Origin of the sequence: Mesonia sp. K4-1 (genome assembly GCF_008017825.1) — a bacterium.
Classification (GTDB): domain Bacteria; phylum Bacteroidota; class Bacteroidia; order Flavobacteriales; family Flavobacteriaceae; genus Mesonia.
Genome location: NZ_VRLS01000084.1, coordinates 29,463 through 49,313, shown reverse-complemented (window position 1 = coordinate 49,313; position 19,851 = coordinate 29,463). Strand labels below are relative to the sequence as shown.

General features: G+C 36.3%; 16 protein-coding genes. 10 read left to right on the top strand and 6 right to left on the bottom strand.

From position 1 onward, the window contains the following. Positions 1–373: 373 nt before the first annotated feature. The 5 genes from FT986_RS12265 to FT986_RS15990 all read left to right on the top strand — a co-directional run bounded on the left by FT986_RS12265 (position 374) and on the right by FT986_RS15990 (position 3,754). Positions 374–1,579 (top strand): serine hydrolase, encoded by a 1,206-nt coding sequence (locus FT986_RS12265; RefSeq protein ID WP_147865298.1) that lies wholly within the window; start codon positions 374–376, stop codon positions 1,577–1,579. Between the two features lie 591 nt (positions 1,580–2,170). Beyond that, positions 2,171–2,953: a hypothetical protein gene (locus FT986_RS12260; protein WP_370451179.1), complete on the top strand. Its 783-nt coding sequence runs from the start codon at positions 2,171–2,173 to the stop codon at positions 2,951–2,953. A 1-nt stretch (position 2,954) separates the two neighbouring features. Further along, on the top strand, positions 2,955–3,350 hold the full coding sequence (locus tag FT986_RS12255; RefSeq protein WP_147865297.1) for a DUF5675 family protein: 396 nt from the start codon (positions 2,955–2,957) through the stop codon (positions 3,348–3,350). 13 nt (positions 3,351–3,363) lie between these two features. Then, positions 3,364–3,594: a hypothetical protein gene (locus tag FT986_RS12250; protein WP_147865296.1), complete on the top strand. Its 231-nt coding sequence runs from the start codon at positions 3,364–3,366 to the stop codon at positions 3,592–3,594. Then, entirely contained in the window at positions 3,581–3,754 is a 174-nt protein-coding gene (locus tag FT986_RS15990) for a hypothetical protein (RefSeq protein ID WP_187248629.1), read from the top strand. Before FT986_RS12250 ends, FT986_RS15990 begins: the two co-directional genes overlap by 14 nt. 1,506 nt (positions 3,755–5,260) lie before the next feature. Here FT986_RS15990 and FT986_RS12245 read toward each other — a convergent pair. Together FT986_RS12245 and FT986_RS12240 are read right to left on the bottom strand one after the other, a co-directional pair. After that, on the bottom strand, positions 5,261–5,563 hold the full coding sequence (locus tag FT986_RS12245) for a type II toxin-antitoxin system RelE/ParE family toxin (RefSeq protein WP_147865295.1): 303 nt from the start codon (positions 5,561–5,563) through the stop codon (positions 5,261–5,263). After that, positions 5,560–5,802, bottom strand: a complete 243-nt coding sequence (locus FT986_RS12240; RefSeq protein ID WP_147865294.1) for a type II toxin-antitoxin system ParD family antitoxin — start codon at positions 5,800–5,802, stop codon at positions 5,560–5,562. Before FT986_RS12240 ends, FT986_RS12245 begins: the two co-directional genes overlap by 4 nt. A gap of 563 nt (positions 5,803–6,365) precedes the next feature. Here FT986_RS12240 and FT986_RS12235 point away from each other — a divergent pair. Then, complete coding sequence (locus tag FT986_RS12235; RefSeq protein ID WP_147865293.1) at positions 6,366–8,513, top strand: prolyl oligopeptidase family protein; 2,148 nt, start codon at positions 6,366–6,368, stop codon at positions 8,511–8,513. A 258-nt stretch (positions 8,514–8,771) separates the two neighbouring features. On the opposite strand, the gene FT986_RS12230 is transcribed toward FT986_RS12235, so the two are convergent. The 4 genes from FT986_RS12230 to FT986_RS12215 form a co-directional block, all read right to left on the bottom strand. Continuing rightward, positions 8,772–10,454, bottom strand: coding sequence for a NupC/NupG family nucleoside CNT transporter (locus FT986_RS12230; RefSeq protein WP_147865292.1), 1,683 nt, complete (start codon positions 10,452–10,454; stop codon positions 8,772–8,774). A 4-nt stretch (positions 10,455–10,458) separates the two neighbouring features. Further along, on the bottom strand, positions 10,459–11,094 hold the full coding sequence (locus tag FT986_RS12225; RefSeq protein ID WP_147865291.1) for a bifunctional nuclease family protein: 636 nt from the start codon (positions 11,092–11,094) through the stop codon (positions 10,459–10,461). Between the two features lie 97 nt (positions 11,095–11,191). Continuing rightward, positions 11,192–12,160 (bottom strand): electron transfer flavoprotein subunit alpha/FixB family protein, encoded by a 969-nt coding sequence (locus FT986_RS12220; RefSeq protein ID WP_147865290.1) that lies wholly within the window; start codon positions 12,158–12,160, stop codon positions 11,192–11,194. A 51-nt stretch (positions 12,161–12,211) separates the two neighbouring features. Continuing rightward, positions 12,212–12,958 (bottom strand): electron transfer flavoprotein subunit beta/FixA family protein, encoded by a 747-nt coding sequence (locus FT986_RS12215; protein ID WP_111540466.1) that lies wholly within the window; start codon positions 12,956–12,958, stop codon positions 12,212–12,214. Between the two features lie 165 nt (positions 12,959–13,123). Between FT986_RS12215 and FT986_RS12210 the strand changes: the two genes are divergently transcribed. The 4 genes from FT986_RS12210 to FT986_RS12195 all read left to right on the top strand — a co-directional run bounded on the left by FT986_RS12210 (position 13,124) and on the right by FT986_RS12195 (position 19,761). Further along, positions 13,124–14,101 carry a pyruvate dehydrogenase complex E1 component subunit beta gene (locus tag FT986_RS12210; RefSeq protein WP_147865289.1) on the top strand — a complete coding sequence of 326 codons (978 nt, stop codon included), beginning with the start codon at positions 13,124–13,126 and terminating at the stop codon, positions 14,099–14,101. A gap of 54 nt (positions 14,102–14,155) precedes the next feature. Then, entirely contained in the window at positions 14,156–16,651 is a 2,496-nt protein-coding gene (locus tag FT986_RS12205; protein WP_147865288.1) for a DUF5686 family protein, read from the top strand. Positions 16,652–16,727: 76 nt separating this feature from the next. After that, positions 16,728–17,237, top strand: a complete 510-nt coding sequence (locus FT986_RS12200; protein WP_111540463.1) for an inorganic diphosphatase — start codon at positions 16,728–16,730, stop codon at positions 17,235–17,237. 211 nt (positions 17,238–17,448) lie between these two features. Continuing rightward, a complete protein-coding gene (locus FT986_RS12195) occupies positions 17,449–19,761 on the top strand; it encodes a sodium-translocating pyrophosphatase (RefSeq protein WP_147865287.1) in 2,313 nt (770 codons plus the stop codon). The last annotated feature ends 90 nt before the right edge of the window (positions 19,762–19,851 follow it).

The following is a 19,851-nucleotide window of genomic DNA, read 5'->3' as shown; positions in this document are numbered from 1 at the left end:
CAGTACAGGCTTTGAAAACGAGGTCTAGCCTCACACAACTGAACGTGATTGAAGTAGTTAAAGAGAGGGGATGAGCACTGTTGTCGAAGTCTAACGCTTCACCGTATATCATAACCTTAATTCTCTCGGTTCTTTCTAATTTATAGTTTAAAATTAATAAGAATCAAGCTTAAGACGTATAAAATTAATTGCTGGTTCTCGCCTACTTACGAAAGTCCTCACAGACTTTCTATCTGTGATTTATTTGCTAGATTTAATGCTTAAAACACGCAACTAATCTTATACAATCAAGTTGGCATTAATTAGGAAATTGCAACATTCAATAAAAATCATCGTCTTCTTTAAAATAGCAATCAATCAAAATAATCATATTATGAATAGAATGAGCTTATGCTTAATTGCAATAGTTATTCTAATAACATCTTGTCAATCAAATAAGAAAAAAGGAAATGTTGATTCCTCAAATGATAACGAAATATCCATTCAGGAGAGAATTGAAAATAATATCTACACAATAGAAGAAAATGGTAAAAGCGATTCTTTAGTAACTACTATTCAATCAAGAATGAAAGCACTAAATGTACCAGGGTTAAGTATTGCTGTTTTTGATAATAATGAAATTCTTTGGTCAAAGGGTTATGGCAAGAAAAATAAAGAAACAGAAGAAGATGTAAATGAAAATACAATTTTCCAAGCCGCATCAATTTCTAAACCAATTGCAAGTGTAGCAGCGTTTAAATTGATAGAGGAAGACAAATTTTCTCTTAATGACGATGTCAACTCAAAACTAAAAAGGTGGCAAGTACCCAATAATGGATTTACAAAAAAAGAAAAAGTGACACCAAGTAGAATAATGAGCCATACATCAGGGTTGAGTACATCAGGTTTTCAAGGATATAACAAAAAAGATTCAATACCAACGTTAATAGAAATATTACAAGGCAGTAAAACAACTAATTCCGAACCTGTACGTGTATTTCAAAAACCCGGAGAATCCGAATTCTATTCAGGTGGTGGAATGGAAGTATTACAAATGTTAATGGAAGATGTAAGTGGAAAAGAATTTCCTCAATTATTAAAAGATTTAGTTCTTAATCCAACTGGAATGAATAACAGTTCCTTCTCTTATCCACTTCCAGAAAAACTACGTAAGTTAATAGCCTATGGCTATGATGAAAAAGGGAAAATTATTGACGGTGGTTATCACATCTATCCCGAAAAAGCAGCAGCTGGACTTTGGAGTAATCCAACAGATTTAGCTCATTTTATGATAGCATTGGGAAAATCATACCGAGGAGAAGATAATAGTTTATTAAAACAAAAATCGGCAAAAACAATGATGACACGAGTTCCAAATGCTGGCGGAATAGGAATTGGAATAGACGGAAAAGGAAAAGCCTTTCGTTTTAGGCACACAGGAGGAAACGCTGGTTTTGTTTGTTATGCGGTATCTTTTGCTGATACTGGGCGTGGAGTTGTAATTATGACAAATTCGGACAACGGATTTCAAATAATTCACGAAATAGTAAGAGCCATTTCCAAAGAGTATAATTGGCCAGCTATGTGGATGCGTGAATAAATAGGGTTTTTCGAAGTACAGCAAACTTCTTCTATACTACAAACTGAAAAACAACGAATACCAACAAAGTACTTTGGTAAAAAAACAAGTAAAAACTCACTGATTTTTAGCTAACGTACTTCCGTAAGAATTATCCTATACTAGTCCTAATTTTGCAATAGCAAAAGCCTGTTTTAGTAACTTATTACACACAGCAATTAAAGCTAGTTTCCTACAAATGTCTTCCTCTCTTTCGTACCTCACTCGTCGGAGACAAGTCGCTACTAGCCATTCATAGATTTTTCTACAAGCCTTTTTGGGTTTGTAGGCATTTACTGTGGATAAAAACAACTAATTTCTAAGCTTTAATTGGTTTTACCTTGCTCATACTCATTCTTTGCTCATCGGAGGTAATACTATCCTGCTTTTGCCTCTCGATTTTATTCCACATTGCAGGGTATAAAACTCGAGCCTTAAATGTTAAAAAAACACCCCATTCGTACCCCACTTGTGAATTAAAAAGAAGATTAGCCTTCATCTTTGACTTATAGATCTTTTATACGATGCATCGAGATTTATGGGGTTTGAAAGGATGAACCTTTAATCATTCTAATGAATTCACTTTTTAAATTTTTTATTATGGCCCAACAATCAGGGATTATCAAATTAAAAGGAACTCTAGGGGGGATTTCTTTTTACAAGACTAGCGACGGCTATTTAGCCCGCGAAAAAGGAGGGGTAAGCGCCAAACGGATTGCTAGCGATCCGGCGTTTCAACGTACTCGAGAAAATAATGCTGAATTTTCTACGGCAGGAAAAGCAGGAAAATTAGTGCGTAATGCCTTACAGGTATTGCTGCAAAATGCTAAAGATAAACGTTGTGTAGGACGTTTAACACGTGTGCTCTTAAGTGTAGTGAAAACCGATGCGGGCAATGCTCGTGGAGAACGCAAGGTGCAAGATGGCAATATGCGTTTTCTTCACGACTTTGATTTTAATGAGAACGGTAAATTAGGTTCCACTTTCTTTACCCCTTTTGTAAGTGCTTTAGACCGTACCACAGGCGATCTTAGTTTGCAAATTGATAGTTATCAGGCTGCAGTAAGAATAGCGGCACCTCAAGGTACGACGCATTATCGTTTGAGTTTAGGGGGCGTAGAGTTAGATTTTGAAGAGCGAAGCTTTAATTTTTCGATGGAGCAAAGTGCTATTCTTCCTCACGATACTAGTGAACAACCAGCGAGTACCTTAACGGCAAATCTCAACCCAGCAAGCACATTACCCATAGTGGGAGTGATGGGGGTGGAGTTTTTTCAGGAAGTCAACGCCGAGATGTATCCGCTCAAGAACGGTAGTTATAACGCACTAGCCGTCGTGCTTGTCGATCAGGTTTAAAATGGATTTGGTGTTAAAACGGAGTTATTACCCAGATGGCTGTAATGGGACACTCTTTATTAACGGAAAGCAGCTATGCCATACCATCGAACTTCCTTGGCGGAATAATCAACGTTCCCAATCATGTATTCCGGAAGGGACTTATCGTTTGAAATTGAGATTTAGTCCGCGCTTTAAATGGCACCTACACGTGCTAGAGGTTGCACAACGGGATTTGATCTTGTTTCATCCTGCCAACCATGCACTAACAGAATTGCGAGGTTGTATAGCGCCAGTAAAAAGGCTAACAGGGCCCGGTAGGGGATTGGAATCTAGATTGGCTTTTCAGCAATTGAAACAGTTGGTGTATCCAGCTTTTCAACGAAAAGAGAAGGTACAATTAATTATTAATTCTTAAAAAAACAAAGAATATGAAAATTATAGAAAGAGCGAAAGCTCCCACCCCAAAACTGTTTCGGATATTGAGGAATATCGGCCTTACCTTGGCAGCAGTAGGGGGTGCCATTGTAACAGCGCCTGTAAGCTTACCTGCTCTGGTAACTAGTTTTGGGGGTTACCTAGCCGTAGCTGGAGGGGTTCTAAGTGGGGTAAGTCAGGTAACGGTTCAAGAAAAGAACAAACGAGAAGATGAAACCCTTTAACCTAACCTTAGGAGGAACTGCGGGAGGTACTTTGTTAAGCGTAATTCCTGTACTCGATTCTCAAGAAGTGATGAGAACCATTGCTTTGGCAGCGATTGGCGCGATGGTTAGCTTTATCGTTAGTTTTTTAATTAAAGCTTATTTAGATAAAGAGGAGTAGGTCTATTGCAGATTGAAGTGTAGTGTAAGACTGTCTAGAAATAGGCAGTCTTTTTTATATAATTCAAAATGGTAAAGCGGATAGTTAAAATTTTAAAGTAATTATACCATAAAAGGTGATGAAGATTTCAAAAAGCTAGCATACGTAAACAAATATAATAATCTTTTAAATTCTTCAATACGAACTAACTATGAAAAAAATCTTATTCCATTTCATTGCGTTGGTCTATATCTAGATTGGGATGCAAATCTCAAACTTGTCATTTCGAAGAAGGCACGACTGAGAAATCTGCTCCAATAGGGATTCAGATTGTTATTGAAAAAGATATTTCGACTCCACTGCGTTGCGCTCAATATGACAGGAAGTGATTGTCATTCCGAAGAAGGCACGACTGAGAAATCTGTTTAAATAGGGATTCAGATTGTTATGGAAAAAGATATTTCGACTTCGCTGCACTGCGCTCAATATGACAGGTTCTTTTTGTTTGTCATTTCGATGGACGAAGGACTGAGAAATCTGTTTAAAAAGAAGTTTAAGATATTAAAGAGAAAGATGCTTCTCTCCACTGCGCTGCGCTCTGCATGACAGATTATTTTGTGTCTGTAATTTCAATGTGTTAAATGCTTTCTAAGAATATTTGATTTATTATTTAAAGAGACATGACCTACAATTCCTGAGCGTAGTAAAATCAAGAAAAAAGCTTAACGTTGGATGGGAGGATAGCCTAGCGAAGCGGTTTGCTATCCGCAGGATAAAGCTTTTTAGCTGATTTTCAAGTTCAGGAAAATCAGTCTAGACTTTTTGTTTAGCTCACGCATTGCTATTTTATTGGAGTTCGTGCATCTTCTATCGAAGAGGTCTTTTCGGCAATGGAAAAGAAGAAGAAGTTTCTAGAATACTTAGGCAATAACAAAGTGAGTGAGTAAAATGAAGGGATTTTTCCTTAAAAAGAATATTTAGATTTTCTAATTTAAAGATACTTCGACTCCGCTGTGCTATACTCAGTATGACAGTGATTTTTGAATTCGTTATAATTGTTTTAAAATAAAAATCCTTTACTCCATTGCGTTTTGTTCTGGCTCAGGTTACTTGTCATTTCGATGGACGAAGGACTGAGAAATCTGCATCAACAGGAATTCAGAGTGTTAATTAAAGAGATGCTTCCCTTAACTGCGTTTCGTTCTGCATTACAGGTTCTTTTATGTCTGTCATTTCGATGGACAAAGGACTGAGAAATCTGTTTAAAATGGAGTTAGAGTTTTAATTCAAAGATATTTCGACTTCACAGCGTTCCGCTCAATATGACAGGGAGCGATTGTCATTCCGACAATTTTGTTATTTCGATAGTGTTAAAAATAGTATCGAGAAGTACTTCTAAGTACCTCCTTCAAGACGCCGAATGCTTTCTAAAAGTATATTGAAAATCAAGGAAGCAGCGAGGGCTAGAAAATGAAAAACTGTTTGTAACCGACTTGGTAAGAAGGTTGAGTTCTTTTCTTCAGCTTTTTATTTCAGTTGTTTTTTAATATCCATTCTCTGATGTAAAATTCTAACGATTTCCACAATTTCATTATCCACTTTTCGGTAAAAAATCAGATGGGATTTGATTCTCGACATTCGATAGTTTTTTCGAGTTTGCTCTGCAGATTTTCCAATCAGATCGTTGTTCGCAATAAATTCAATTTCTGCTATTATTAAATCGTAATATCTATCCGCTTGCTCCTTTGACCATTTATGGAAAGTATAAATCCAAATTTTATTTAAATCCTCAATCGCTTGTTCACTTATGCGGTACTTATTTTTACTCATAAGTGTTTGTTATGTAGCTCAGTCAGATTTTGTTTTGGATCAAAATTTTCCACAAATCCACTATCTTCACCTATTTTGAGAGCCTTAATCAGTTCTCTTTCTTTTTTTTCTTCACGTTCTAACAAACGTAATGCGGAACGAATCACTTCGCTAACCGAACCATATCTTCCAGAGTTTACTTCTTCTTTAATAAAATCTTCAAAATGATTACCGAGTGATATTGATGTGTTTTTTCCCATTCTGATTGTATATTTACTCAAATATACCAAATCTTGGTAACGCAACCAAATCAACTCCCGGTAGCTTACATTTCAAGTTCAGGAAAATCAGTCTAGACTCCTGCACGTTTGCTTCTTTTCGGCAATGGGAAAGAAGAAGAAGTTTCTAGAATACTTAAGCAATAACAAAGTGAGTGAGTAAAAAGAAGGGATTTTTCCTTAAAAAGAATATTTAGATTTTCTAAGTTAAAGATACTTCGACTCCACTGCGCTACGCTCAATATGACAGTAAGCGATTGTTATTCCAACAATTTTGTCATTTCGATGGACGGAGGACTGAGAAATCTGCTTAAAAGAGGAATTCAAAGTGTTAAAAAACAAAAAACTATGACTGTTTAATCCAGAGCTCCTATTTTTCTGCTAACTGCTAACTGCTAACTGCTAACTGCTAACTGCTAACTGCTAACTGCTAACTGCTAACTGCTAACTGCTAATAAAACAAAAACTCGCCATAAAGATTTCAAAAAAGCTAGAAGAAGTAAATAAACATAATTATCTTTGAAATCCTTCAATACGAACCCATTATGAAAAAAATTTTATTTCCATTCATTGCATTGGCATTTATCGCTTGTAATGATTCAAAAGAAAATCAAGAAACCGCAGAGAAAGACATGGCATTAACCTACCCTGAAACAAAAAAAGTAGATACGGTAAATACTTATTTTGGGACCGAAGTAAAAGATCCTTACCGTTGGTTAGAAGATGATCGAAGTGAAGAAACTGAAGCTTGGGTAAAAGCAGAAAATGAGGTAACCTTCGATTATTTAAGTAAAATCCCTTATCGAGATACCTTAAAAAACCGACTTTCAGCATTGTGGAATTATGAAAAAGTAGGTGCTCCTTATAAGGAAGGTGATTATACCTATTTCAGTAAAAATGACGGCTTACAAAATCAATATGTCATCTATCGTTATAAAACAGGGGAAGATCCTGCTACGGCAAGTGTATTTTTAGATCCCAATCAATTTAGTGAAGACGGGACAACTTCTTTAGGAGGTATGAGTTTTTCTGAAGATGGTAAAACTATGGCATATTCTATTTCTGAAGGCGGAAGCGATTGGAGAAAAGTAATGGTGATGAATGTGGAGACTAAAGAGATCGTAGAAGATACCTTAGTAGATGTGAAGTTTAGCGGCATGTCTTGGAAAGGTAATGAAGGCTTTTATTATTCTAGCTATGATAAGCCTAAGGGGAGTGAGCTTTCAGCAAAAACAGATCAACATAAACTATTTTACCACAAATTAGGAACTCCGCAAAAAGAAGATCATCTTATTTATGGGGGTACACCAAAAGAAAAACATAGATATGTAGGAGGAAGTGTAACCGAAGATAACCGCTATTTGATTATTAGAGCGAGTACCTCTACCTCGGGAAATAAACTCTTCTTAAAAGATTTATCTCAGCCTAATAGTGAGCTTGTTACGATTATTGGAAATACCGATACCGATACCTACGTGATTGAAAATAAAGGGAGCAAACTCTTTATAGTCACCAATAAAAATGCTCCGAATAAAAAGATTGTCAGCGTTGATGCATCGCAACCTCAACCTGAAAATTGGGTAGATTTTATCCCAGAAACGGAACATGTATTGAGTCCGTCTACAGGCGGAGGTTATTTCTTTACAGAATATATGGAAGATGCGGTTTCAGCCGTAAAACAATACGATTATGAAGGGAATCTAGTTAGAGAGGTACAGCTTCCAGGTTTGGGTAGTATTGGAGGTTTTGGAACGAAGAAAGAAGAGAAAGAATTATATTTCTCATTTACCAACTATGTAACCCCAGGGAGTATTTATAAGTATGATATTGAGGCAGGGACTTCAGAATTATTTCGTCAGCCTCAAATAGATTTCAATTCAGCTGACTACGAAAGTAAGCAGGTATTTTATACCTCAAAAGACGGGACTCAAGTTCCTATGATGATTACTTACAAAAAAGGAGTAGAGCTCAACGGGAAAAACCCTACCATTCTGTATGCGTATGGCGGATTCAATATAAGTCTGACTCCCTCTTTTAGCATCACCAATGCCGTATGGATGGAGCAAGGCGGTATTTATGCAGTAGCCAATCTTCGCGGGGGTGGAGAATACGGAAAAGAATGGCACGATGGCGGAATCAAAACTAAAAAGCAAAATGTGTTCGACGATTTTATCGCTGCTGCGGAATATTTAATCGATAAGAAATACACTTCTAGTGATTACTTAGCTATACGTGGAGGCTCTAATGGAGGATTGCTAGTAGGGGCAACCATGGTTCAGCGTCCAGAGCTTATGAAAGTAGCTTTACCTGCAGTAGGTGTTCTAGATATGTTACGCTACCATACTTTTACCTCGGGTGCAGGTTGGGCCTATGATTATGGTACAGCCGAAGACTCTAAAGAAATGTTTGAGTACCTTTATAAGTATTCTCCGGTTCATAATGTAAAAGCAGGAATTGAATATCCAGCCACCTTAGTGACGACGGGAGATCATGATGACCGAGTAGTGCCAGCGCACAGTTTTAAGTTTGCGGCAGAACTGCAAGCCAAACAAGCAGGAAGTAACCCTGTGTTAATTCGTGTGGAAACCAACGCAGGTCATGGTGCTGGGACTCCGGTAAGTAAAACCATTGATCAATACGCCGATATTTATGGTTTTACGCTTTGGAATATGGGATACAATGAACTACCTTAACAAGGACATATAACTAAAAAAAAAGCGCTTGTTTTTCACAAGTGCTTTTTTTATTCTATAGATATTTTTTTATGTAATTTGTGCTACTGGAGGCATCAAGTTAACCTTTTAAATTTCAATGGAGAGGAGTTGACTGTTCTTATCAATACAAATTCTCTTGATTTGAGTCATTCGGGATGGAAATGAATGCAGAACTTTGGTTTACTTAGATCTATAAGACAACAGAAAACTATTCCCCGAAAGCGTAAAGTATTTGTTTTACCCAATAATCATCCCTGCGATAGTGGCTGAAAGTAATGAAGCTAACGTTCCTCCAATCACAGCTTTTAAACCAAATTTAGAAAGTGTTTTACGTTGTCCTGGTGCTAAAGAGCCAATACCTCCTAATTGAATCCCAATAGAAGCAAAATTGGCAAATCCGCATAACATATAGGTCGCCATGATTATTGATTTCTCATAAGTAAGGCTTAATGCTGTTGCAGGATCTTTTAATTCAGCTAATTGAATGTAACCTACAAATTCGCTTGCTGCAAGTTTAATTCCTAAGAGTTGCCCCATAAGCATCATATCTTCGGTGGCCACACCTACTAACCACATAAGAGGAGCGAAAACAGTTCCTAGAATGGCTTCAATAGAAAAACTTTGGTAGGGGGTGTTTGCGGCTAAAAATCCGTTAAGGTGAGTCCAATCTCCAATTTTAGCAAAACCATAATTAATCATAGCAATAAGCGCTACAAACACAAGAAGCATAGCTCCAACATTAGCAGCTAGTTTAAGACCTTCGGTAGTTCCATTAGCGATAGCATCTAGGATATTAGTTCCAATTTTCTCCTCTGAAACTTCTACACTTGTATTGATTTTTTCCTGCTGAGGGTATAATATTTTAGATATGATAATAGCACCAGGTGCAGCCATGACAGATGCTGCCAATAAATGTTTCGCAAACTCTAATCGAACAACAGGATCATCGCCACCTAAGAAACCAATGTAGGCTGCTAAAACCCCACCAGCTACCGTAGCCATACCGCCAACCATCACCAAAAGAATTTCAGATTTGGTCATTCGCTCTAAGTAAGCTTTAATCATTAATGGAGCTTCAGTTTGTCCTAAGAAAATATTTCCAGCCACACTTAAGCTTTCTGCCCCAGAGATGCCCATCAACTTGGTAAGCACCCAAGCCAGCCCCTTAACAACCACTTGAATGACTCCCAAATAAAAGAGTATAGAGGTTAATGCGGAAAAGAAAATAACGGTAGGTAATACTTGAAATAAGAATATAAAGCCAAAGCTTTCTACATCCATCATTCCGCCAAGTAAAAACTCACTACCCGCGGCGGTAAAATCTAATATTTTCACGAATATTTTTCCTACAAATTCAAAAGCTACTTGTACCCAATAAACTCTTAAGACTCCATAAGCTAAGAGAAGTTGAGCACCAAGACCAACACCAACTGTTTTCCAATTAATGGCTTTACGGTTGCTGCTTAGTAAGAATGCGATCACTAATAGAGAGAACATCCCTAAGGCTCCGCGCCAAAAACTTTGAAAGGTGAAGCCTTTACTTTTTATAATGTTCTTCGTAGGAAGTAACAAGGTTTCTTTGGCTACAGAATTTACTTGAGAAAGCTGTATTTCTTTCTCATTTTCGATTAAGGTAAGCGTAGAATCTGTGAGTGTAGAAATCTTAAATTTACGAATGCTGTCTTGTGGCTGATCGTAAAAAAAGAGTAATAATTTATTTTGTAGAAGGTAGTTTCCCTTAGCGGAAATACTGTCTCTAAAGCTGTATTGAAAAACTCCGCTCTGGAGGTTAAGCTCATCAAAGTCTAGCGATGTAGTTGGAGAACTCTCAATTTTCCAGTCTTTTTCTATAGTTTGAGCATTTACGAAGCCTAAACTGATCATAGAAAAGAAGAAAATAATTTGTAACTGTCTTTTCATAAAATTATTTTCTTTTTGAGATTTCATCTCTTAACCTTGCTGCTTCTTCATAATCTTCTTTATTTACAGCTTTTTCTAATTCCTTTTCTAAATCTTGAATTGATTTTTTAGGAGTTTCACTTTTAGAAGGGCTATCCTCACTCAAATCTTCTTCATCAAACTCTTTATTGATCATCAATTGAGTTTCTTGTAAAGGATCATCTTCATCTTCATCTTCTTTCTCATCGGTTTTAAGATAGATTCCAGCTTTTTCAAGAATGTTTTGGTAGGTGAAAATAGGCGCGTTAAAACGTAGTGCTAATGCAATAGCATCACTGGTTCTAGCGTCGATAATTTCCTCTATTTTATCACGTTCGCAAATAAGGCTAGAATAGAAAACCCCATCTACCAACTTATGAATAATCACTTGTTTCACTTGAATTGAAAAGCGATCTGAAAAGCTTTTAAAAAGATCGTGAGTTAAGGGTCGTGGTGGTCTTATGTCTTTCTCTAAAGCAATAGCAATAGATTGTGCTTCAAAAGCACCGATGACTATGGGAAGTTGCCTTTGACCTTCCATTTCACTTAGCAATAAGGCGTAAGCTCCATTTTGGGTTTGGCTGTAAGAAATTCCTTTAATCGTTAAACGCACTAAACTCATACATCAAAAAATCAAAAATAATAAATAAAAAAGCGGTCTAAATAAGGACATTACATATTTAGACCGCCCTATAAATTAGGGGCACAATTTATAAAAATTATGCGTTATTCGCCTTAAATTCTTTTAATTTTTCTGTAAGCTTTGGTAGAACTTCAAAAGCATCACCTACAATTCCGTAATCTGCTGCTTTGAAAAAAGGAGCTTCTGGATCGTTATTGATGACAACTTTAGTTTTTGAAGCATTGATACCAGCTAAATGCTGAATGGCCCCAGAAATCCCCACAGCAATATATAAGTTAGAAGCCACTGGTTTTCCTGTTTGCCCTACGTGTTCGCTATGTGGTCTCCAACCCATATCACTTACAGGTTTAGAACATGCGGTTGCAGCGCCAAGAGTTTCAGCAAGATCTTCTATCATTCCCCAGTTTTCAGGACCTTTTAATCCTCTACCCCCAGAAACCACGATCTCTGCATCTGCAATAGTAACTTTGTCCTTTGCTTTGTCAACCGACTCTACGTTTACTGTAAAATCTCCTTCCGCTAAAGTAGGAGCGAAGTCTTCTATAGAAGCTTCCGTATTGTTTTCTACTAAACCGTAAGCATTTTTAGAAACCCCAATAACTTTTACCTCTGTAGAAATGTTAGTCACATTAAAAGCTTTGTTAGTAAAAGCTGTTCTTTTTACTTGAAAAGGCTCTGTGCTGCTAGGTAATTCTACCACGTTAGAAGCGTAACCTGCTTCTAGATCTACTGCTAAAATTGGAGCGATATATTTGTCGTTAGCCGTTTGACCGATAACCACTACTTTTGCATCTTCATTTTTTGCAGCTTGAGCAATAGCATCGGCATAAGCTTCGGCATTAAATTTTGCTAATTTATCACTAGCCACATTTAATACTTTCGAAACTCCGTAGTTTCCTAAAGATGCGTTATCATTTGCATTAATGCTTATTGCGGTTACTGTTGTACCTAATTGATCTGCAACTCCTTTTGCGTAAGAAGCAGCTTCGTAAGAGGCTTTTTTAAATTTTCCGTTTTCGGATTCTATATATACTAAAACTGACATGTTTTTATTTTTAGAGTTTATAAAATTAACTGATTTAACAATTTCAAAAGCTTAAATTACTTTTGCTTCGTTATGTAATAAGTTAATCAATTCGTCAAGATTATCTTCACTAACTAATTTCACATCTCCTTTAGGAGCTGGTTTTTCAAATTTTTCAGAAGAAGTAAAAGCTTCAGCATTTGAAGGTTCAACTACATTTAAAGGCTTTTTTCTTGCCATCATAATCCCTCTCATATTTGGGATTTTAAGATCGCTTTCTTCTACTAATCCTTTTTGACCTCCAATCACTAATGGTAAACTTGCTGTAAGGGTTTCTTTACCACCATCTATTTCTCTAATAGCAGTAGCTTTATCTCCGTCAACCTCTAAGCTTACACAAGTGTTTACAAAATTCGCACCTAAGATCTTAGCCATCATTCCTGGTACCATTCCTCCATTATAATCAATAGATTCTCTACCTGCAATGACTAAATCGTAATTACCATCTTTGGCTACTTTAGCTAATTCTTTAGCTACTTGAAAACCATCTTTAGCTTCCGTATTTACTCTAATGGCATTATCTGCTCCAATAGCAAGGGCCTTTCTTAAAGTAGGCTCAGTTTCAGCGCCTCCAACATTTACGACATCTACACTGGCTCCTTGTTTTTCTTTGAACCACATTGCACGAGTTAGTCCAAACTCGTCATTAGGGTTAATTACAAACTGAACGCCATTGGTGTCAAACTTGGTATCCCCATCTGTAAAATTTATTTTTGATGTGGTATCTGGTACGTGACTTATACAGACTAATATTTTCATGTGTTCTATAGTTTTTTTGTGCTATTTAAAAAATGTACTGCGAATATAATAAAATATACTTAAAAATACTATGCTTGCATAATAATTTTTTCCTGAAAAGTTATAGTATTTAGACATGTGAATGTTTACTTTTGCGTTGGTTAAAAATTATAGATAACAGTTATCATGAGGACAATTCAATTTAGAGAGGCGGTTTGCGAAGCGATGAGCGAAGAAATGCGTCAAGACGAAGCCGTTTATTTAATGGGGGAAGAAGTTGCTGAATATAATGGAGCATACAAAGCTTCTAAAGGCATGTTAGATGAATTTGGACCAGAAAGGATGATAGATACCCCTATATCTGAAGCTGGATTTAGTGGGATTGGTGTAGGGTCTACCTTAGTAGGAACTCGTCCTATCGTAGAGTTTATGACATTCAATTTCTCTTTAGTAGGAATAGATCAAATCATAAATAACGCTGCTAAAATCAGACAAATGTCTGGAGGGCAATTTAATTGTCCTATTGTTTTTAGAGGGCCAACTGCTTCGGCGGGACAATTGGGAGCTACGCACTCACAGGCTTTTGAGAGTTGGTATGCAAACTGTCCTGGTTTAAAAGTTATCGTTCCTTCAAATCCTTATGATGCTAAAGGATTATTAAAGTCGGCTATACGAGATGAAGACCCAGTGATTTTTATGGAGAGTGAGCAAATGTATGGGGATAAAGGGGAAGTGCCAGAAGAAGAGTACACCATTCCAATAGGAAAAGCAGATATAAAAAGAGAAGGAGAAGATGTGACAATCGTATCTTTTGGGAAAATTATTAAAGAAGCTTACGCTGCTGCGGAAAAATTAGAAGAAGAAGGAATCTCTTGTGAGGTTATCGATCTAAGAACAGTAAGACCATTAGATTACGAAACTGTAATTGCTTCCGTAAAGAAAACCAATAGATTAGTAATATTAGAAGAGGCTTGGCCTTTTGGAAATGTTTCTACAGAGCTTTCTTACCAAGTGCAAGAACAAGCATTCGACTTTTTAGATGCTCCTATCTTAAAAATTAATACGGCAGATACACCTGCACCATATTCACCTGTTCTTTTAAAAGAATGGTTGCCAAATAGTGAAGATGTTGTTAAAGCTGTAAAAAAGGTAATGTATAAATAAAATTATACTCCTATATTTGAAGCCTTATCATTTTAGATAAGGCTTTTTTTATTTATGAAATTTAACTTTTTACTTCTTACACTATTATTTCTCGGCTCTATTGGTTATGCACAAACCAAAATTGGAGGTTACGTAAAAGACACTAATGGTGATCCCATCCCTTTTGTTAACGTAGTATTTTCTAATTCATCGGAAGGTACGATTACGAACGACGATGGTAGTTACTATATACAGTCAGATAAATCCTACAAAAGCGTTGTATTTTCATTCATTGGTTTTAAATCTAAAACGATCGATTTAGAAAGTTCAACTACTTATAAAATGGAAATTATTTTAGAAGAGGAGGAGAGTGCCTTATCTGAAGTCGTTATTTATCAAGGAAAAACTTCTAAAAAAAATAACCCTGCGATAGATATTTTAAAAAAAATCTGGGAAAATAGACGAGAAAACGGGGTCAAAAAATTTGATCAATACCAATTTAAAAAATACGAAAAACAAGAATTTGATTTAAATACCATTGATAGTTCTCTAGTAAATAGTAGAATTTTTAATGGGATGGAATTTATATTCGATCAGACCGATACCAATACTGTTACCGGAAAAACATACCTGCCTATTTTTATAAATGAAGCTGTTTATAAGGTATATGGAGATAATAACCTTAATGAAGAGAAAGAAGTACTTCTAGGGAATAAAAACTCAGGTTTTAGTGATAATCAAACCCTTATTGCTTTTATTAAAGACTTGTATGCCGACTATAATGTATATGATAATTACTTGAAATTTTTCGATAAAAGCTTTGTAAGTCCGTTAAGTACAACAGGAGTAGATAATTATAATTATGTGCTGGCAGATAGTACTTTTATCGATAACAAATGGTGTTACAAAATTGTCTATTATCCAAGGCGTAAAAATGAACTTACGTTTAAAGGGGACTTTTGGGTAAACGATACTACGTGGGCTATTAAGAATATTAAACTTCAGGTTACTAAAAGCGCTAATATAAACTGGGTAAAAGAAATCTATATAGAGCAAGATTTTAAAGTTTTAAATGACTCTGTGTTCTTAATTACAAGAGATCATTTTATGTCTGATTTTGCTTTTAATAAAAAGCAAGAATCTCGCGGAGTGTACGGTAAGAGAACCACTCTTTACGACGATTATAAATTTGATATAGAAAAAGGCTCGGCATTCTATAAGGAAAGGGCAGACCCTTATCAGGAGTATGTATATGATCGAGACAGTACCTTTTGGGATAACAATAGATTAGAAGGTTTAAATAAAGATGAGAAGCAGGTGTATACCATGCTCGACACTTTAAAAACAGTAAAAGCTTTTAAACGATTGTATAATATAGGAAGTGTACTAGCATCAGGTTATATAGAGTTTGATAATTTTGATTTCGGACCCATATTCTCAACCTTCGGTTATAATGATGTAGAAGGTATTAGGGTGAGAATGGGAGGAAGAACCTATTTTAGCAGAAATGATCCTTGGCGTATTGAAGGTTATACCGCATATGGTTTTAAAGACGATAAATTTAAATATGGTATCGCAGGAAAATGGCTTTTAGATAGAAGATCGCGACTCATTGTTTCAGGGGGAAACCGCAGGGACATAGAGCAATTAGGAGCAAGTTTAACCAATACCAATGATGTGTTGGGAAGAAGTCTTGCATCATCTTCTTTAATAACGGTGGGCTCTAATACCAGTCTAACCGATATTAATTTATCTACCGTTTCTTTTGAATTAGAGCCTCTTAAAAATTTTAATATAAGAATAGGAGGGTCTCATCGTACGCTTAAATCGGCTTCAGATCAGTTTAGCTTAGCTTATTTTACAGATGAAGCAAGAACACAAACCACTAACGAGATTACTCAAACCGAGATCTCTACCATCTTAAGTTATTCTCCTGGAAGAAAAACCTCAGGCTACGGAGTAGATAGAACAATTATAAACGACGGTGATTTTGCTCGTCTTTTCTTTAATTATTCCCTAGGTGTTAAAGATCTTATCGATAGTGACTTTGATTATAAACGAGTACAATTTTTCTACAGACAACCTTGGCAAGTAGGAGGTTTTGGTAAACTAACTTCAACCTTTGAAGCTGGGAAAACCTTTGGAGAAGTACCTTTAGGTTTACTGAATGTCGTGCCGGGAAACCAAACCTTATTTTCCATTTTCGGAACCTTTCCTTTATTAGATTTTTATGAATTTGTGACCGATTCTTACACCAGTTTGCATATAGAACATAACTTCAACGGAAGGTTTTTTAGTAGAATTCCCATTGTAAGAGACTGGAATTTAAGAGAAATTGTTTCTATTCGCGGAGTAATTGGTGATATTTCTGAAGAAAATCAGTTATTAAATGCCTCTACTTCCAATCCCGTTTTATTCGCTCCAAGTGAACAAGTTTACTGGTCTTATAGTGTGGGAGTAGGCAATATCTTTAAAGTATTTCGTATAGATGCTCACTTTCGTGGAAACTATTTTGACAATCCAGGAGCAAGAAGTTTTGGAGTAACTGGCTCATTCGGATTTTATTTCTAAAATAAAGTGCTCATTCAAGGATATTTATTAAATTTGCAATCTTGTTTTTTGAGAAATAATTAATACAATAAGTATAATGACATTTGATGTTTTAGTAGAAATTCCTAAAGGAAGTAGAAATAAATACGAATACGATTTTGAGTTCAAAAAGATTCGTTACGATAGAATGATTTTTTCTTCAATGATGTATCCTGCAGACTACGGTTTTGTTCCAGAAACTTTAGCTTTAGATGGGGATCCTTTAGATGTATTGGTATTGGTAACAGAACCTACTTTTCCTGGTTGTGTAATAGAGGTTAAACCAATTGGAGTTTTTCATATGGCCGATGAAAAAGGTCCAGATGAAAAAATTATCTGTGTTCCTGTTAGCGATCCAATATGGAATAGATATAACGATTTAAACGAGTTAAACCCACACCGTATTAAAGAAATCGAGCATTTCTTTCAAGTATATAAAGACTTAGAAGAAAAGAAAGTTGATGTTGGTGGATGGGGAGATGCTAAAGAAGCAAAAGACATCGTTAACCAATGTATCAAAAGATACGAAGATAGCGATATCCCAAGAGAAGAAGTAAGTATCAAATAATTTATTTGGTCCACAGTTATATATAAAGCAACACTTTTAAAGTGTTGCTTTTTTTTTGCTTTTAAATTAAATTGTTTAGGTCGGGTTATTAATTTGATAGTAGAAGTTTGTTTTTGATGTGTATTAATTGCTTATAAGTAAAAATCATTAGTAATTACATTGAAATTTCACATATAAAGTTTAGATTTAACAGAATTTAAACAATCTTTATATGGAGTCAAATATTATTTTCTTACCCATAGCTTTAGCTATTTTGGGTATCATCTTTATGATTGTAAAAGCAAATTGGGTTAAAAAACAATCTGCTGGAAGTGAACGAATGCAATCCATTTCAAAAAGTATTAAAGAAGGAGCACTCGCTTTTTTAAATGCAGAGTACCGCTTATTACTCATTTTTGTCGTTCTTGCTTCCATTGCACTTTACGGAGTTTCTTATGCGGTCGAATCTACGAGTTGGATGATCATCCCTGCTTTTATTATCGGAGCTGTATTTTCTGCCTTAGCGGGAAATATAGGTATGCGAATCGCTACCGAAGCAAATGCCCGAACCGCCGAAGCTGCAAAAACAAGTTTGCCTAAAGCATTAAAAATATCTTTTAGTGGAGGAACGGTGATGGGGTTAGGTGTTGCCGGCTTAGCGGTACTAGGTTTAAGCCTATTATTTCTTTTATTCCTCAATCAGTTTATTACCGATACAGGTACATTTTATACAGATATGACGATCGTGTTAGAAACCTTAGCGGGATTTTCGCTTGGCGCGGAATCAATTGCGTTATTTGCTCGTGTAGGAGGAGGGATTTATACCAAAGCTGCCGATGTAGGAGCCGATTTGGTGGGAAAAGTAGAGGCTGGTATCCCGGAAGATGATCCTAGAAATCCTGCAACAATTGCAGATAACGTAGGAGATAATGTAGGTGATGTTGCGGGAATGGGAGCCGATTTATTTGGAAGTTACGTAGCGACAGTTTTAGCGGCGATGGTATTGGGAAATTATTTGATAAGAGATATGTCTGGAGATACCCTGTTTACTGATGCATTTAATAATATGGGGCCTATTTTGCTTCCGTTGGTAATAGCGGGAGTAGGAATTTTGGCGTCAATTATAGGAACCTTTTTAGTAAGTATAAAGTCTAACGATGCCAAAGAAAATAAAGTACAAGCTGCATTAGATAGGGGAAATTGGGTAGCTATATTTCTCACCTTAATCGCAAGTTGGTTTTTAATTGAATGGATGCTTCCACAAACAATGGAAATGCAATTTTTTGGGGAAGGGATTAAAGAAATACCTTCTATAAATGTGTTTTGGGCTGCGGTAATAGGTTTGGCGGTAGGAGCATTAATTTCGGTGGTGACTGCGCATTACACGAGTCTAGGGAAAAAACCAGTATTAAATATTGTGAAAAATAGCTCTACAGGTGCGGCTACCAATATTATTGCAGGTTTGGCTGTAGGAATGAAATCTACTTTTTTATCGGTGTTATTATTTGCGGCAGCGATTTATGGTTCTTACGAATTTGCAGGATTTTACGGAGTGGCATTAGCGGCTTCGGCGATGATGGCTACTACAGCTATGCAATTGGCGATTGATGCCTTCGGACCTATTGCAGATAATGCAGGTGGAGTGGCTGAAATGAGCGAACTACCCGATGAGGTTCGCGAACGTACCGATATTTTAGATTCTGTTGGAAATACCACAGCTGCTGTAGGAAAAGGGTTTGCTATTGCTTCAGCGGCATTAACAGCTTTAGCCTTGTTTGCAGCCTATGTAACGTTTACAGGAATTGATGGTATCAATATTTTTAAAGCCGATGTACTTGCCGCCCTTTTCGTAGGAGGGATGATTCCTGTAATTTTTTCCGCTTTAGCGATGGAATCTGTAGGAAAGGCAGCCATGGAAATGGTGCAGGAAGTAAGACGTCAGTTTAAAGAGATTCCCGGAATTATGGAAGGAACCGCCACGCCAGAATATGCGAAATGCGTAGATATTTCTACCAAAGCTGCTTTACGCGAAATGATTTTGCCAGGATTAATAACTATCATTTCACCGATCATCGTCGGACTTATATTTGGAGCTGAGCCACTTGGTGGATATATGGCTGGAGTTTGTGTAAGTGGTGTGATGTGGGCTATTTTTCAAAACAATGCTGGGGGAGCCTGGGATAATGCCAAAAAATCTTTTGAGGCTGGAGTAGAAATTAACGGTCAGATGACTTACAAGGGAAGCGATGCGCATAAAGCTGCAGTCACTGGTGATACGGTAGGAGATCCTTTTAAAGATACCTCAGGTCCGTCTATGAATATTTTAATTAAGCTTACGTGTTTAGTCGGTTTGGTCATTGCTCCTATTTTAGGAAATCATTCTAATGACATTGAGGTGGGAGTAGCTCTCGATAAAAATGAATCTACAATCGTTCAAAAAGAAATGGTGAACAAGGAAGGTGTTTCAAAGAATGAAAATTCAGCAACCTCAACTTACGAAATCACAAAAAATGAGGAAGTTGTTTTTCAGAATAAAAAGGAATAAAATAGATAATGTTTAAAAAACTTGAGGCATCTTCATCAAGTTAAAAATGTTATAAACTCCGACTTTTATGTCGGAGTTTTTGCTATTATA

Coding starts and splice junctions, on each gene's coding strand:
- FT986_RS12215 (WP_111540466.1), bottom strand. CDS start 12,958: ATGAAAATATTAGTCTGTATAAGTCACGTACCAGATACCACATCAAAA.
- FT986_RS12210 (WP_147865289.1), top strand. CDS start 13,124: ATGAGGACAATTCAATTTAGAGAGGCGGTTTGCGAAGCGATGAGCGAA.
- FT986_RS12200 (WP_111540463.1), top strand. CDS start 16,728: ATGACATTTGATGTTTTAGTAGAAATTCCTAAAGGAAGTAGAAATAAA.
- FT986_RS12220 (WP_147865290.1), bottom strand. CDS start 12,160: ATGTCAGTTTTAGTATATATAGAATCCGAAAACGGAAAATTTAAAAAA.
- FT986_RS12245 (WP_147865295.1), bottom strand. CDS start 5,563: ATGAGTAAAAATAAGTACCGCATAAGTGAACAAGCGATTGAGGATTTA.
- FT986_RS12255 (WP_147865297.1), top strand. CDS start 2,955: ATGGATTTGGTGTTAAAACGGAGTTATTACCCAGATGGCTGTAATGGG.
- FT986_RS12250 (WP_147865296.1), top strand. CDS start 3,364: ATGAAAATTATAGAAAGAGCGAAAGCTCCCACCCCAAAACTGTTTCGG.
- FT986_RS15990 (WP_187248629.1), top strand. CDS start 3,581: ATGAAACCCTTTAACCTAACCTTAGGAGGAACTGCGGGAGGTACTTTG.
- FT986_RS12205 (WP_147865288.1), top strand. CDS start 14,156: ATGAAATTTAACTTTTTACTTCTTACACTATTATTTCTCGGCTCTATT.
- FT986_RS12230 (WP_147865292.1), bottom strand. CDS start 10,454: ATGAAAAGACAGTTACAAATTATTTTCTTCTTTTCTATGATCAGTTTA.
- FT986_RS12225 (WP_147865291.1), bottom strand. CDS start 11,094: ATGAGTTTAGTGCGTTTAACGATTAAAGGAATTTCTTACAGCCAAACC.
- FT986_RS12235 (WP_147865293.1), top strand. CDS start 6,366: ATGAAAAAAATTTTATTTCCATTCATTGCATTGGCATTTATCGCTTGT.
- FT986_RS12265 (WP_147865298.1), top strand. CDS start 374: ATGAATAGAATGAGCTTATGCTTAATTGCAATAGTTATTCTAATAACA.
- FT986_RS12195 (WP_147865287.1), top strand. CDS start 17,449: ATGGAGTCAAATATTATTTTCTTACCCATAGCTTTAGCTATTTTGGGT.
- FT986_RS12240 (WP_147865294.1), bottom strand. CDS start 5,802: ATGGGAAAAAACACATCAATATCACTCGGTAATCATTTTGAAGATTTT.
- FT986_RS12260 (WP_370451179.1), top strand. CDS start 2,171: ATGAATTCACTTTTTAAATTTTTTATTATGGCCCAACAATCAGGGATT.